Annotated in this window: 10 protein-coding genes; 5 read left to right on the forward strand and 5 right to left on the reverse strand. The window is 71.3% G+C overall.

Annotated elements, in window-relative coordinates:
* Positions 1–56: 56 nt before the first annotated feature.
* Both HC362_RS16135 and aspS read right to left on the reverse strand, forming a co-directional pair.
* Positions 57–644, reverse strand: coding sequence for a Uma2 family endonuclease (locus tag HC362_RS16135; RefSeq protein WP_243084660.1), 588 nt, complete (start codon positions 642–644; stop codon positions 57–59).
* Positions 645–770: 126 nt separating this feature from the next.
* Positions 771–2,549 (reverse strand): aspartate--tRNA ligase, encoded by a 1,779-nt coding sequence (gene aspS / locus HC362_RS16140; RefSeq protein ID WP_243088626.1) that lies wholly within the window; start codon positions 2,547–2,549, stop codon positions 771–773.
* A 119-nt stretch (positions 2,550–2,668) separates the two neighbouring features.
* Between aspS and HC362_RS16145 the strand changes: the two genes are divergently transcribed.
* Positions 2,669–5,245: a SpoIIE family protein phosphatase gene (locus tag HC362_RS16145; RefSeq protein ID WP_243084661.1), complete on the forward strand. Its 2,577-nt coding sequence runs from the start codon at positions 2,669–2,671 to the stop codon at positions 5,243–5,245.
* Between the two features lie 129 nt (positions 5,246–5,374).
* Here HC362_RS16145 and HC362_RS16150 read toward each other — a convergent pair whose 3' ends face one another.
* Positions 5,375–5,932: an SseB family protein gene (locus HC362_RS16150; protein WP_243084662.1), complete on the reverse strand. Its 558-nt coding sequence runs from the start codon at positions 5,930–5,932 to the stop codon at positions 5,375–5,377.
* Between the two features lie 117 nt (positions 5,933–6,049).
* Here HC362_RS16150 and HC362_RS16155 point away from each other — a divergent pair, with 117 nt between their 5' ends.
* From HC362_RS16155 to HC362_RS16165, 3 genes are all read left to right on the forward strand, one after another.
* Positions 6,050–7,876 (forward strand): acyl-CoA dehydrogenase, encoded by a 1,827-nt coding sequence (locus HC362_RS16155; protein WP_243084663.1) that lies wholly within the window; start codon positions 6,050–6,052, stop codon positions 7,874–7,876.
* Positions 7,877–8,093: 217 nt separating this feature from the next.
* Positions 8,094–9,386 (forward strand): M18 family aminopeptidase, encoded by a 1,293-nt coding sequence (locus HC362_RS16160; RefSeq protein ID WP_243084664.1) that lies wholly within the window; start codon positions 8,094–8,096, stop codon positions 9,384–9,386.
* A gap of 134 nt (positions 9,387–9,520) precedes the next feature.
* On the forward strand, positions 9,521–9,748 hold the full coding sequence (locus HC362_RS16165; RefSeq protein ID WP_243084665.1) for a hypothetical protein: 228 nt from the start codon (positions 9,521–9,523) through the stop codon (positions 9,746–9,748).
* Positions 9,749–9,781: 33 nt separating this feature from the next.
* Here the strand turns inward: HC362_RS16165 and HC362_RS16170 are convergent, their stop codons facing one another.
* Positions 9,782–11,635 carry an NHL domain-containing thioredoxin family protein gene (locus HC362_RS16170; protein ID WP_243084666.1) on the reverse strand — a complete coding sequence of 618 codons (1,854 nt, stop codon included), beginning with the start codon at positions 11,633–11,635 and terminating at the stop codon, positions 9,782–9,784.
* Between the two features lie 46 nt (positions 11,636–11,681).
* Positions 11,682–12,479: a carbon-nitrogen family hydrolase gene (locus HC362_RS16175; RefSeq protein WP_243084667.1), complete on the reverse strand. Its 798-nt coding sequence runs from the start codon at positions 12,477–12,479 to the stop codon at positions 11,682–11,684.
* 155 nt (positions 12,480–12,634) lie between these two features.
* On the opposite strand from HC362_RS16175, the gene HC362_RS16180 reads away from it, so the two are divergent.
* Positions 12,635–13,468: a maleylpyruvate isomerase family mycothiol-dependent enzyme gene (locus HC362_RS16180; RefSeq protein WP_243084668.1), complete on the forward strand. Its 834-nt coding sequence runs from the start codon at positions 12,635–12,637 to the stop codon at positions 13,466–13,468.
* The last annotated feature ends 89 nt before the right edge of the window (positions 13,469–13,557 follow it).

Genomic DNA, 13,557 nt, shown 5'->3' on the forward strand with positions numbered 1-13,557 from the left:
CGCCCCGCCCGGTCGTGCTTCGAGCCCCGCCCTCCCAGGGCGGGGCTCACGCGTTGTCAGGCGGACCGGGCTCCGTCCCCGTACAACGGGAGGCACGAGGTGTCCACGGGCCGGGTGAACGGCGCCGGGAGCGGCAGCTCCTCCCCGTACTTGCCGTGCAGAACGCCTTGGTAGACGCCGTCCCGTGGATGCGTGTACAGCGCCCAGTCACCACCCCGCGGATCAACGACCAGCAGCGTGCGCACGCCCGCCGTCGCGTACCACCCGTTCTTGGCGGTGACGTCCTTCGCCTTCTCCGACTTGGAGATCACCTCGACGGCCAGCTCGACATCGCCCGGGTCGACAAGCCATTCGTCGTCCTCGTCCCACTCCGTGGGCAGGACGACCAGATCCGGGGTGCAGTAGTCGTCCGGGTCGTCGGGGAGGGCGATGGACGAGACCTCGTACAGATCGAGTCCACCCGACAGCTGCGGCGCCAGCTGATGACGCAACCGCCTGATCGTTCCCGCGTGCTTGCCACGCGGGGTCGGGGACATCACGAGCTTCCCTCCCAGGATCTCCACGCGCAGTCCGGTCGCCCTCTCGATCTCCTCCGCGACCTCGCGCAGGTTGCCGGGACGGGGGCTCAGTGCGGGCACCGTCATGATCGTTCGCCTCCACTCGGCGGCCGGGCGGGCTGCGTATGCCTTCACAGTATCGGGCATGCCACAGGCCCGGGTCCTGCTCAAGAACCCGGGCCCATGGCGTTGCCGAAAAGCGTGCGCCGCGCGCTACTGCGCCGGCTTCACCTGCGGAGGCTTGCGCACGGAGAGGTGCAGCTCGCGCAGGCGCGCGTCGTCGACCTCGCTGGGGGCGCCCATCATCAGGTCGAGGGCGTTGTTGTTGAGGGGGAAGGCGATGGTCTCGCGGATGTTGGGCTCGTCGGCCAGCAGCATCACGATGCGGTCGATGCCGGGCGCGATGCCACCGTGCGGCGGGGCGCCGAAGCGGAAGGCGCGCAGCATGCCGCCGAACTCGCGCTCGACGTCGTCCTTGGAGTAGCCCGCGATGCCGAACGCCTCGAACATGATCTCCGGCTCGTGGTTCCGGATCGCGCCGGAGGACAGCTCGACGCCGTTGCAGACGATGTCGTACTGCCAGGCCAGCACGTCGAGCGGGTCCTTGGTGCGCAGCGCCTCCAGGCCGCCCTGGGGCATCGAGAAGGGGTTGTGGGAGAACTCGATCTTGCCGGTCTCCTCGTCCTTCTCGAACATCGGGAAGTCCACGATCCAGCAGAACCGGAAGACGTTCTCCTCGAAGTGCCCGGCGCGCTTGGCGGCCTCGACCCGGACCGCGCCCATGATCTTGGAGACCTCGTCGAACTCGCCGGCGCCGAAGAAGACCGCGTGGCCGGGGACCAGGCCGAGGGCCTCGGTCAGCGCCTTGACGTTCTCGTCGGTGAGGAACTTGGCGATGGGGCCGGAGAGCGAACCGTCCTCGGCGACCCGCACCCAGGCCAGGCCCTTGGCGCCCTGCTCGACGGCGAAGTCGCCCAGCGAGTCGAAGAACTTGCGCGGCTGCGAAGCCGTGTCCGGCACCGCGAGGGCACGCACGTGCTTGTCCGCGAACGCCTTGAAGCCGGAGCCGGCGAAGATGTCGGAGACGTCCCTCAGCTCCAGCCGCGCCCGCAGGTCCGGCTTGTCCGAGCCGTACTTGACCATCGCCTCGCGGAAGGGGATGCGCGGGAACGGCGAGGTGACCTCGCGGCCCTCGCCCAGCTCCTGGAACAGCTCGGTCATCACCTTCTCGATGACGCCGAAGACGTCCTCCTGCTCGACGAAGCTCATCTCCATGTCGAGCTGGTAGAACTCGCCCGGCGAGCGGTCGGCGCGGGCGTCCTCGTCGCGGAAGCAGGGCGCGATCTGGAAGTACCGGTCGAATCCGGCGATCATCAGCAGCTGCTTGAACTGCTGCGGCGCCTGCGGCAGCGCGTAGAACTTCCCCGGGTGCAGCCGGGAGGGCACCAGGAAGTCGCGGGCGCCCTCGGGCGAGGTGGCCGACAGGATGGGGGTCGCCAGCTCGTTGAAGCCCTGGGCCACCATCTTCTCGCGGATGGCGGCGATGACCTTGCTGCGCAGCATCACGTTACGGTGCATGCGCTCGCGGCGCAGGTCGAGGAAGCGGTACTCCAGGCGCCGCTCCTCGTTGACGCCGTCCTCGGCGTTGATGGTGAAGGGGATCTGCTCGGCGCCGCCCAGCACCTCCACCTGGGCGACCTCGACCTCGATCTCGCCGGTGGGCAGCTCGGGGTTGACGTTCTCCTCGCCGCGCGCGGTGACCTTGCCGTCGATACGGACGACGCTCTCCTTGGCCAGCGAGCTGAGCCGGTGGTTGATCTCGCTCGACTCGTCGCGGACCACGAGCTGGACGATGCCGTAGTGGTCGCGGAGATCGATGAAGAGGATGCCGCCCAGGTTCCGGCGATTGTGCAGCCAGCCGCTCAGCCGGACGTCAGTGCCGACGTCCGTGGCGCGAAGCTCGCCGCAGGTGTGGGACCGGTACCGATGCATCATTCATCCAAGTCGTTCGGCTCAAGGGTCACAGTGGAATACCCCTCAGACTACCGCCCTGGGCTACCCTGCTTCGCCCCCGTTTCCGCAACCCCACCAACTCTGCATAAAGTGGTGCAATGCGCACCGATGACGCCCTGGCGGCCCTCGGCGCCGGGCTCTGGACCTGGGACAACGCCACAGGTCTGGTGACGCTCGACTCCCGCGCCGCCCGCCTGCTCGGCGTCGCCGACGAGGCCGCACAGGCACGTACATTCACCGAAGCGCCCCGCACGGACACCCATCTCACGCTCTCCGGCAGCGCGGTCCGCTCCCACCTGCACGCCGTGGACTACATCGGCTTCCAGAACATCGTCACCCTGGCCCTCGCCGAGGACACCCCGGCCGAGGCGCTGCTGCGGGTGGTGGACGGCCAGGGGCGGGTGGAGCGGATCGTACGCGTGGTCGTACGCCCCGTATCCACGGACGGCTCCGGGGGCCCGGACGGGCGGCGCGTACCGGACGGCCCCGGCAGCCCGGACGCCGCCGCGCGGCGTCCGAGGGCCCCCGAGTCCGCCGCAGCCCTCACCGGCCTGCTCTACGAGGTGCCCGAGCCGGAGAGCGCCGCGGAAGCCCGCCGCCGCACGGCACCGGCCGCCCCCGCCGCCGCCCCGGAGACCCCCGCAGCCTCGGCCACCCCCACAGCCCCCGGCGGGCCCGGCGGTGCGGACCGCGGCCCGACGGCCGAGTGGGACTGGCGGCGCAACCGGGAGGCGTTCCTGCTGGACACCGGGCGCGCGCTGGCCGAGGCCTACACCACCGCCGACGTGCTGCGGGTCGCCTCGTCACTGGCCATGCCGGGCTTCTCCCCGGAGGCGCTGGCCGTATTCGTGGCCAGCGGCGACCAGCTCACCGTCTACGGCGCCTCGCCCGGCGCCCCAGCGCGGCCCGGCCACCCGTATGTGCCCGGCGGCGGCTACGGGCCGCGCGGCAGCGGCTCCCGGCTGCACCTGGCGGACCAGGACCCGGCGGCCGAGGCGGTACGGGCCGGCCGGGCGCTGTATCTGCACTCCCCGCAGGAGTACGCCGAACGCTTCCCCGCCGCCCGCCCCGCCGAGACCCAGCCGGGCCACGGCGCGTGGGCCTTTCTGCCGCTGACCGTCGCGGGGCGCACCATCGGCGCCTGGATGGCGGCCTTCGCGCGGCCCGTGGCCTTCACCCCGGACGAGCGCGCCGTGCTGACGACGGTCGCGCGGATGCTGGCGCAGTCGCTCTCGCGGGCCATGCTGAACGAGTCGGAGCGCGAGCTGTCGGCCCGGCTGCAGCGGGTGATGCGGCCCGCGCAGAGTCCCGCCGTCCCCGGTATGGATCTGGCGGCCCGCTATGTGCCGACCGGGGGCGGGCTGCAGGTCGGCGGCGACTGGTACGACGTGATCCCGCTGCCCTCGGGGCGTACCGCGCTGGTCATCGGCGACGTCCAGGGCCACGACGTACGCGCCGCGGGCATCATGGGCCAGCTGAGGGTGGCGGTGCGCGCCTACGCGGCCGAGGGGCACCACCCGGACGCGGTGCTCGCCCGCGCCTCCCGCTTCCTGCACGGGATGAGCGCCGGCGAACGTGTCAACGCGCCCCCGCCCACCGCGCCCGCCGACGAGACCGTCGGCCTGCCGCACCCCGCCGGGACCGGCGACGAGAGCGAGCCCGACCACGCCGAGCCACGCTTCGCCACCTGCCTCTACGCCGAGGTCGACCCGGAGACCGGCGTCCTGGACGTGGCCCGCGCCGGCCACCCCGACCTGGCCGTACAGCTCCCGGACGGCCCGATGCTGGTCCGCGCCACGGCGGGCGGCCTCCCGCTGGGCATCGAGCCCGACCCCGACTACCCCGTCACCCGGCTGGTGCTGGAGCCGGGAGAGCGGCTGCTGATGTGCACCGACGGGCTGATCGAGACCGGCGGGCACGACCTGGAGACGGGCTGGGCACGGATCAGCGCGGTGGTGGAGGAGACCACCCGCCGCACCGGGGCACGGAACGGCGGAGCAGCGCTGCTGGAGCAGGTGGCCGACGCGCTGGTACAGGCCGCACAGGCCGTACAGGGCGGCCTCGATGTCGCGGGCGGCAGCACCGTGGAGCCTGCCGCCGCCGGAGCCGTCGGCGCGGCACCCGGTCCGCTCGCCGGCCGGCGCGAGGACGACATCGCGCTGCTGCTGCTCGCCCGGAGCCCCGCGGAGGCGGGCGTGCCGGCGGCCGGTGTCCCCTTCGCCACCCGGCGCACCGTGCTGACCGTAGCCCAGGCCCAGCCCGAACGGATCGCCGTCGCCCGCCACCAGCTGCGCGACCTGCTCCACGACTGGGAAGACCCCGACCAGGTGGACGGGGCCGTGCTGATGCTCTCCGAGATGCTGACGAACGTGCTGGTCCACACGGACGGGGACGCGGTACTCGTCGCGGAGATCACCACGCACCGCGAGGGCGAGCGGCGCACGCTGCGGGTCGATGTCGCCGACTCCAGCGACGAGCTGCCGCACCGCCGCACCCCGGGCGAACTCGCCTCCTCGGGACGCGGCCTGATGCTGCTGGGCATGCTCGCCGACCGGTGGGGCGTGGACCCGCGGGGCGAGGGCAAGTGCATCTGGTTCGAAATCCACGAACAGGAACCCACGACCGCCACCCCAATGGAACCCTCCCTCGCTCTCTGGGAGGAAGGAGCCCCGTAAGGGGCGCGGGGAACTGCGCGACCAGCCGACAAGGCAGCCGCAGACTGCGACGGCGAGGCAGGGGCAGCCCCTCCCCGGAAACACTCATGGGGTCGGGCCCGCAATGAAGGCGGCGCACCAAGCGGAGCGTCAGCCGTACATGCGGCGCATCGCGAAGTCGACCATCTCCTCGACCGCCTTGGCGTCGAAGACGACCCGGTGCTCGCCCTCCATGTCGAGCACGAAGCCGTACCCCGACGGCAGCAGGTCGAGCACCTCGGCACCGGTGATGACGAAGTACTTCGACTCCTTGCCCGCGTAGGCGCGCAGCTCCTTGAGGGTGCTGAACATCGGGATGACGGGCTGCTGGGTGTTGTGCAGCGCGAGGAACCCCGGGGTGTCGCCGCGCGGGCAGTACACCTTGGAGGTGGAGAAGATGCCCTGGAAGTCCTCGGCGCTCATCGAGCCCGTGGTGAAGGCGCGGATCGCCTCCTGGAGCGAGGGCGGCGACGGCTCGGGGTAGAGCGGCTGCTGCTGCGGCCCGGGCTGGCCGTACGGCGGCGCCCCCTGCTGCGCTCCGTACGGAGGCGGCGGTGCCTGGTGACCTTGCTGACCGGGGTGCGAAGCATGCCCGGCGTGCTGGTAGCCGTGCGCGCCGTGGCCCGGCCCTGGGCCGGGCGGGGCACCGGTCTGGTCGTAACCGTACATAGCAAAGAGAGTAACGAGTCACAGAAGGGCGGTGAGGGGTTGCTTCTTATTACCGACGGGTAGCATCATCTATGGAACTACTGACAAGTACGAGCGAGCCACTACGGAGCCGTCGCCATGGGGCATTACAAGTCGAATCTCCGCGACATCGAGTTCAACCTTTTCGAGGTGCTCGGGCGCGACACGGTGTACGGCACCGGACCGTTCGCGGAGATGGACGTCGAGACCGCCAAGAACGTGCTGTCCGAGATCGCGCGGCTGGCCGAGAACGAGCTGGCCGCCTCCTTCGAGGACGGTGACCGCAACCCGCCGGTCTTCGACCCGGAGACCAACACCGCACCGGTGCCGGACTCCTTCAAGAAGAGCTACCAGGCGTACATGGACGCCGAGTGGTGGCGGCTGGGCATCCCGGAGGAGATCGGCGGCACGACCGCACCGCGCTCGCTGCTGTGGGGCTTCGCCGAGACGATCCTGGGCTCCAACCCGGCCGTGTGGATGTACGCCTCGGGCCCTGCCTTCGCGGGCGTCCTGCACGAGGAGGGCACCGAGGAGCAGCGCAAGATCGCGCAGCTGATGGCCGAGAAGCAGTGGGGCTCCACCATGGTGCTCACCGAGCCGGACGCCGGCTCGGACGTGGGCGCGGGCCGCACCAAGGCCACCCAGCAGGAGGACGGCAGCTGGCACATCGAGGGCGTGAAGCGCTTCATCACCTCCGGTGAGCACGACATGTCCGAGAACATCGTGCACTTCGTCCTCGCCCGCCCCGAGGGCCACGGCCCCGGCACCAAGGGCCTGTCGCTGTTCATCGTTCCCAAGTACGACTTCGACTGGGAGACCGGCGAGCTGGGCGAGCGCAACGGCGTCTACGCCACCAACGTCGAGCACAAGATGGGCCTGAAGGTCTCCAACACCTGCGAGATGACCTTCGGCGCCAACGCGCCCGCCAAGGGCTGGCTGCTGGGCGAGAAGCACGACGGCATCCGCCAGATGTTCAAAATCATCGAGTTTGCGCGGATGATGGTCGGCACCAAGGCCATCGCCACCCTGTCCACCGGCTACCTCAACGCGCTGGAGTACGCCAAGGAGCGGGTGCAGGGCGCGGACCTGGCGCAGTTCACCGACAAGACCGCGCCGCGCGTCACCATCACCCACCACCCGGACGTACGCCGCGCGCTGCTGACGCAGAAGGCGTACGCGGAGGGCATGCGCTCCCTCGTGCTGTACACCGCGGCCGTGCAGGACGAGATCCTGCTCAAGGAGCACAACGGCGAGGACGCCGACGCCGCGCGCCGCCTCAACGACCTGCTGCTGCCGATCGTGAAGGGCTACGGCTCGGAGAAGTCGTACGAGCAGCTCGCGCAGTCCCTGCAGACCCTGGGCGGCTCCGGCTATCTGCAGGAGTACCCGATCGAGCAGTACATCCGGGACGCCAAGATCGACACCCTCTACGAGGGCACCACCGCGATCCAGGGCCAGGACTTCTTCTTCCGGAAGGTCGTCCGCGACCAGGGCCAGGCCCTCACCGCGCTGTCCGAGGAGATCAAGAAGTTCCTCGCCGACGCGCAGGGCGGCGAGGAGCTGGCCGCCTCCCGGGACCAGCTCGCCAAGGCCGCCGGTGAGCTGGAGGCCATCGTCGGCACCATGCTCACCGATCTGGCCGCCACCGAGAAGGACGTCAAGTCCATCTACAAGGTGGGCCTGAACACCACCCGCTTCCTGATGGCCGCCGGTGACGTCGTCATCGGTTACCTGCTGCTGCGCGGTGCGGCCGTGGCCGCGGAGAAGGTGGCGGGGGCCTCGGCGAAGGATGTGCCCTTCTACCAGGGGAAGATCGCGGCGGCGAAGTTCTTCGCGGCGAACGTGCTGCCGCAGGTCGCCGTCCAGCGTGAGCTGGCCGACGCGGTGGACCTCTCGGTCATGGAGCTGGACGAGAACGCGTTCTAGGGCTCGCCCCGCATGGGGGCTGCGCTTGCCCACCCTGCGCCCCTGGCGCAGACTGCCCAAGCTTGCGGGGCAGGGATGTCAGGGGCGCGGGGAACTGCTCCCCCAGCCTCCGGCCGGGAGGTGCCCCCACAGCCACAAACAACCCGCAGACCGCAGGCGGCGGAAAGGGGCAGCCCGTACCGCCGAAGCACCGCGGGGCGCCCCGTAAGGTAAGGCCATGAGCACTGCCACGCCGTTCGACCGCAGTCACACCGACGGTCTCATGTCCTTCCTCGCCGCGAGCCCGTCGCCCTACCACGCGGTGGCCAACGCGGCCGCGCGGCTGGAGAAGGCCGGCTTCCGGCAGGTCATGGAGACGGAGACCTGGGACGCGGCGCCGGGCGGCAAGTACGTACTGCGCGGCGGCGCGCTCATCGCCTGGTACGTCCCCGAGAACGCCACACCGGGCACCCCCTTCCGCATCGTCGGCGCGCACACGGACTCGCCGAATCTGCGCGTCAAGCCGGTGCCCGACACCGGTGCGCACGGCTGGCGGCAGGTGGCCGTGGAGATCTACGGCGGTGCCCTCCTCAACACCTGGCTCGACCGCGACCTCGGTCTCAGCGGCAGGCTGACGCTCCGGGACCGCTCCACCCATCTGGTGAACGTGGACCGCGCCGTACTGCGCGTACCGCAGCTCGCCATCCACCTCGACCGGCAGGTCAACGAGGGCCTCAAGCTGAACAGACAGCGCCATATGACCCCGGTCTGGGGGCTCGGTGAGTCGCGCGAGGGCGATCTGCTGCGCTTCCTCGCCGAGGAGAGCGGGCTGCCCGCCGAGGAGATCACCGGCTGGGATCTGATGGCGCACAGCGTCGAAGCCCCCTCCTACCTCGGCCGGGACCGTGAACTCCTCGCCGGGCCGCGGATGGACAATCTGCTCTCGGTGCACGCGGGCGTCGCCGCGCTGACCGCCGTGGCACTGGGCCAGGCCGAGCCCGGCACCATCCCGGTGCTGGCCGCCTTCGACCACGAGGAGAACGGCAGCCAGTCCGACACCGGCGCCGAGGGCCCGCTGCTGGGCTCGGTGCTGGAACGTTCGGTCTTCGCGCGGGGCGGCTCCTACGAGGACCGGGCCCGGGCCTGGGCGGGCACCGTCTGTCTCTCCTCCGACACCGGGCACGCCGTGCACCCCAACTACCCCGAGCGGCACGAGCCGGGCCACCACCCGCTGCCCAACGGCGGCCCGATCCTCAAGGTCAACGTCAATCAGCGCTACTCCACCGACGGCAGCGGCCGCGCCCTGTTCGCCGCGGCGTGTGAGCGGGCCGGTGTGCCCTGGCAGAGCTTCGTCTCCAACAACGACGTGCCCTGCGGCACCACCATCGGCCCCATCACCGCCGCGCGGCACGGGATCACCACCGTCGACATCGGTGTGGCGATCCTGTCCATGCACTCCGCGCGAGAGCTGTGCGGCGCCGACGACCCCTGGCTGCTGGCCAACTGCCTCACCGCGTTCCTGGACGAGTGACGGGCCCGGTGCTCCGGCGCCGGTTGCCGATTACGCCCTGATTGCCGCCCTTTGAGGGGGGTACCCGCGCCCGGTAAGCGAACGGCTCGCCCCACAGAGCCGGTTCGGCTCAACCGAGCTTGGAGGCATCACTCATGGGCATCATCATCTGCATTGGCATGATGGCCGTGGGGGCGATTCTGACGCTGGCCGTCAACCTCGACATCAGCGGGATCAACATCGATCTGATGGGCGTCATCCTGCTGATCGTCGGCACGATCGGGCTGTGCACCTACATCAGCATCCTCAAGCGCCGCCGCGTCGAGCCCCCGTCCCCGGGCGCACCGGTGGTCGAGGAGTACAACAGGCACCACATCGAGTGAGCCGGCGCTTCTGCCGCTCCCCGGGCCCGGCCCTCAGCCCTCGGCCCCCTCGTCCAGCCCCGCCAGCACCAGCGGCAGCCGGTCGGTGCCGTCCGGGCTGAGCCGGACCGGAACTCCCCAGTCCTGCTGGTGCATATGGCAGGCCGGGTACTCCCCCTCCTCGTCGCAGGAGGCGGCCATCGCCGAGACGTGCAGCACGCCCTCGGTGCCTGCCGCACCGCTCAGCATCACCTCGCGGTGCAGGTCGGTGCCGGTCCCCTCGCCCGCCGCGAGCAGACCGGGCGGGGTGGAGCTGACCACCAGCCGGGTGGCGGGGCCGTAGCGTTCGTCGAGCTTCTGCCCGGGCGGCGGACTGAAGACGACGTCGAGCCGGAGCGCGCCCGCCGCGACCTCGGTGGCGGCACGCTGCGTACGGTGCGCGACGGCCTCGACCCGTACGGCGTCCTCCGGCAGCCGCAGCCTGGTCAGCCGGTGCCCCGCCGACTCGACGACGACGATCTCGGGCGTGCCCTGGGAGTCGCCGGAGACCAGCACGGCGTCCGACGGCTCGCGCAGATCCGTGGCCAGCGTGCTCACCTCGCCCACCTCACCCGTGGCGGGGTCGTAGCGGCGCAGCGCGTGGTTGTAGGTGTCGCAGACCGCGACCGACCCGTCGGGCAGCGCGGTGACGCCCAGCGGATGCTGGAAGAGGGCCTGCTGGGCCGGGCCGTCCCGGTGGCCGAAGTCGAACAGGCCGGTGCCGACCGCCGTCCGCACGGCGAACCCGTCCCCCGCGCGCTCCACCCAGCGCAGGGCGCTGGTCTCCGAGTCGGCCACCCACAGCCTGCCGCCGTCGGCGGCGACGGCGAGCCCGGACGGCTGCGCGAACCACGCCTCGGCGGCCGGGCCGTCCACCAGTCCCTCGTTCGTCGTCCCCGCCGCCGCTGCGACGGTCCCCGCCTCCGGGTCGTACGTCCACAACTGGTGCACCCCGGCCATCGCGATCCACACGCGTCCCGCGAACCATGCCACGTCCCAGGGTGAGGAGAGCGCCACCTGGCGCGCGGGGCCTTCCGTGGGCGCCCCCTGCCACCACTGTGCACCGGTTCCCGCGACGGTCCGCACCTCACCGGTGGCCGGATCGAGGCGGCGCAGCGCGTGGTTGACGGTGTCGGCGACCAGCACGTCGCCGTCCGGCAGCAGCGCGAGGCCCTGCGGCTCGCTGAACCGCGCCACGTCCGGCGCGCCGTCGGCCAGCCCTCGCTCGCCGTCGCCGATCCGCCGCAGCACGGTCTCGCCGTCGGCGGCCAGCTCCACGAGCTGGTGCCGCGTGGTGTCCGAGACCAGGAAGCCACCGGCCGGCAGCGCCAGCGCCTTCCCCGGGAACCGCAGATCACCGGCGACCGGCTCCGGCGGGGTGAACGGCGCCTCGCCCCGCCGCAGCGTCCCCTTCGCCTCGTGCTCGGCCTCCAACTGGCCGACGAGCTTCTCGATCGCGTGCACATGCCCTTCCCCGGCGTGCTGCGCGACCACGTACCCCTCCGGGTCGATCACCACCAGCGTCGGCCAGGCCCGCACCGCGTACTGCTTCCAGGTGGCCAGCTCGGGGTCGTCCAGCACCGGGTGCGCCACCCCGTACCGCTCCACCGCGTCCACCACGGCGGCGGGCTCCGCCTCGTGCACGAACTTCGGCGAGTGCACCCCGATCACCACGACCGTGTCCCGGTGCCGCTCCTCCAGCTCCCGCAACTCGTCGATGACGTGCAGACAGTTGATGCAGCAGAAGGTCCAGAAGTCGAGCACCACGATCCGGCCCCGGAGCGCGGCGAGGCCGAGCTCTTCGCCGCCGGTGTTGATCCAGGACCGTCCGTGCAGCTCAGGGGCGCGGACACGGGCACGAGAGGTCATACGGACAAGGGTGCCACCCCCGCGGGCGGCCCGGAGCACCCGGGCCTTACAGCACCCGGTCCTTGAGCACGGGGAAGGCCTCGCGGACCTTGTCCACCTGGGAGACGTCCAGGTCGGCGGTGACGACGGTCTCCGCGTTGTCCTCGGACTGCGCCAGGATCTCGCCCCAGGGGTCGATGATCGCGCTGCGTCCGGCCTGCGCGACACCGGCGTGGCTGCCCGCCGTACCGCAGGCCAGCACGAAGCACTGGTTCTCCACGGCGCGGGTGCGGGCGAACAGCGTCCAGTGCTCGGCGCGCTTGGCGGGCCAGCCGGCCGGGACGACCAGCACGCGGGCGCCCTCGGGCTCCGCGTCGAGCAGGGCGCGGAAGAGTTCGGGGAAGCGCAGGTCGTAGCAGGTGGCCAGGCCGAGGGTGGCCTGCGGGTGCGGCACGGTGACGGGGGTGGTGCCGGCGGCCAGCAAGGTGGCCTCGCCCCGGTCGAAGCCGAAGCGGTGGATCTTGCGGTAGGTGGCGACCAGCTCGCCGCTGGGGGAGAAGACCAGCGAGGTGTTGTAGAGGGCCCCGGCCTCGGGACCCTTCTCGACGACGGAGCCCGCGTGCAGCCATACGCCGGCGTCCCGTGCGGCGGCCGACATGGCCAGCGCCGTCGGCCCGGTGGCCGGATCCGTCTCCTCGGCCTCGGTGGCGAAGCGCTCGAACGCGAAGGCACCGACGGTCCACAGCTCGGGCAGCACGACCAGGTCGGCACCTGCTTGCTCACGGACGAGGGAAGCGACCCGTTCCCGGCGGGAATCGACCGACTCGTGAGGGTCCACCTGAATCTGCAGAAGAGAAGCGCGCACCGTACCACCGTCCATGCGATCGAGGGGGTCGATTGGGCCTAGCATCGTCCCAAAAGCACTGCCGGGGTGCCCGGGCGCAGCGTAACTTGAGAGCACCCAGCATCAGCACCCTGCCCTGTCCAGCCCGCGAACGAACCGCAACGCCGAGGGGTCCCGTGACCGACCACCCAAGCCTTCAGCCCTACGTTGACGCCTGGACGCAGTCCATGGAAGCGATATCCGAGCTGGTCACTCCGCTTGTGGAAGGGGAGTGGAACGGGCGGACCGAGTGCCCGGGGTGGTCGGTCCGCGATGTGGTCTCCCACATCATCGGCATGGAGTGTGAGCTGCTGGGGGACCCCAGGCCCATCCACTCCCTCCCGCGCGACATCTACCACGTCCGGGACGAGGTCAGCCGCCATATGGAAGTGCAGGTGGATGTGCGGCGCCACCACACCGGGCCGGAGATGACCAGCGAGTTCGAGTACACGCTCATCCGCCGCTCGCGGCAGCTGCGGAACGAGAAGCGGGGCCCCGAGGACGAGGTCAACAGCGTCCTGCCGTTCGGCCCCCGCAAGCTGCCGCTGGAGCGGCAGCTGATGCTGCGCGCCTTCGATGTGTGGGTGCACGAGCAGGATCTGCGCCGCGCCCTGGACAAGCCGGGGAACCTGGACTCCCCGGGCGCGTTCGTGGCCCGCGATGTGTTCCTCTCCCGCCTGCCGAAGGTCGTCGCCAAGGACGCGGGGGCGCCGGCCAACTGCGCGGTCGTCTTCGATGTGAGCGGCCCGGTCGAGTTCATGCGGACGGTACGGGTGGACCAGGCGGGCAACGGCTCCGTGGACGGCAGCGTCTCACTGGGCCCCGCCGCCACCCTCGCGATGGACTGGGAGACCTACTCCCGGCTCGCCGCGGGCCGCGTACGGCCTGAGGCCGTCGCGGAGCACGTGAAGGTCGACGGAGACGCGGATCTGGCTGCCGCCATCCTGAGGCACTTCTCGACGACGCCCTGAGGGCGACGCTGTGACGGGGGCTGCGCCCGTCAGGGGCGCGGGGAACTGCGCGCGCAACCGAAGCCCACCCGCGGTCCGCAACGGCGGGA

This window comes from Streptomyces sp. 891-h, from assembly GCF_022760275.1.
In the GTDB taxonomy this organism is placed as follows: Bacteria; Actinomycetota; Actinomycetes; order Streptomycetales; family Streptomycetaceae; genus Streptomyces; species Streptomyces spirodelae.

Excerpts from the sequence above, each read along its gene's own strand:
- HC362_RS16135 (WP_243084660.1), bottom strand. The coding sequence starts at position 644 with ATGACGGTGCCCGCACTGAGCCCCCGTCCCGGCAACCTGCGCGAGGTC.
- aspS (WP_243088626.1), bottom strand. The coding sequence starts at position 2,549 with ATGCATCGGTACCGGTCCCACACCTGCGGCGAGCTTCGCGCCACGGAC.
- HC362_RS16145 (WP_243084661.1), top strand. The coding sequence starts at position 2,669 with ATGCGCACCGATGACGCCCTGGCGGCCCTCGGCGCCGGGCTCTGGACC.
- HC362_RS16150 (WP_243084662.1), bottom strand. The coding sequence starts at position 5,932 with ATGTACGGTTACGACCAGACCGGTGCCCCGCCCGGCCCAGGGCCGGGC.
- HC362_RS16155 (WP_243084663.1), top strand. The coding sequence starts at position 6,050 with ATGGGGCATTACAAGTCGAATCTCCGCGACATCGAGTTCAACCTTTTC.
- HC362_RS16160 (WP_243084664.1), top strand. The coding sequence starts at position 8,094 with ATGAGCACTGCCACGCCGTTCGACCGCAGTCACACCGACGGTCTCATG.
- HC362_RS16165 (WP_243084665.1), top strand. The coding sequence starts at position 9,521 with ATGGGCATCATCATCTGCATTGGCATGATGGCCGTGGGGGCGATTCTG.
- HC362_RS16170 (WP_243084666.1), bottom strand. The coding sequence starts at position 11,635 with ATGACCTCTCGTGCCCGTGTCCGCGCCCCTGAGCTGCACGGACGGTCC.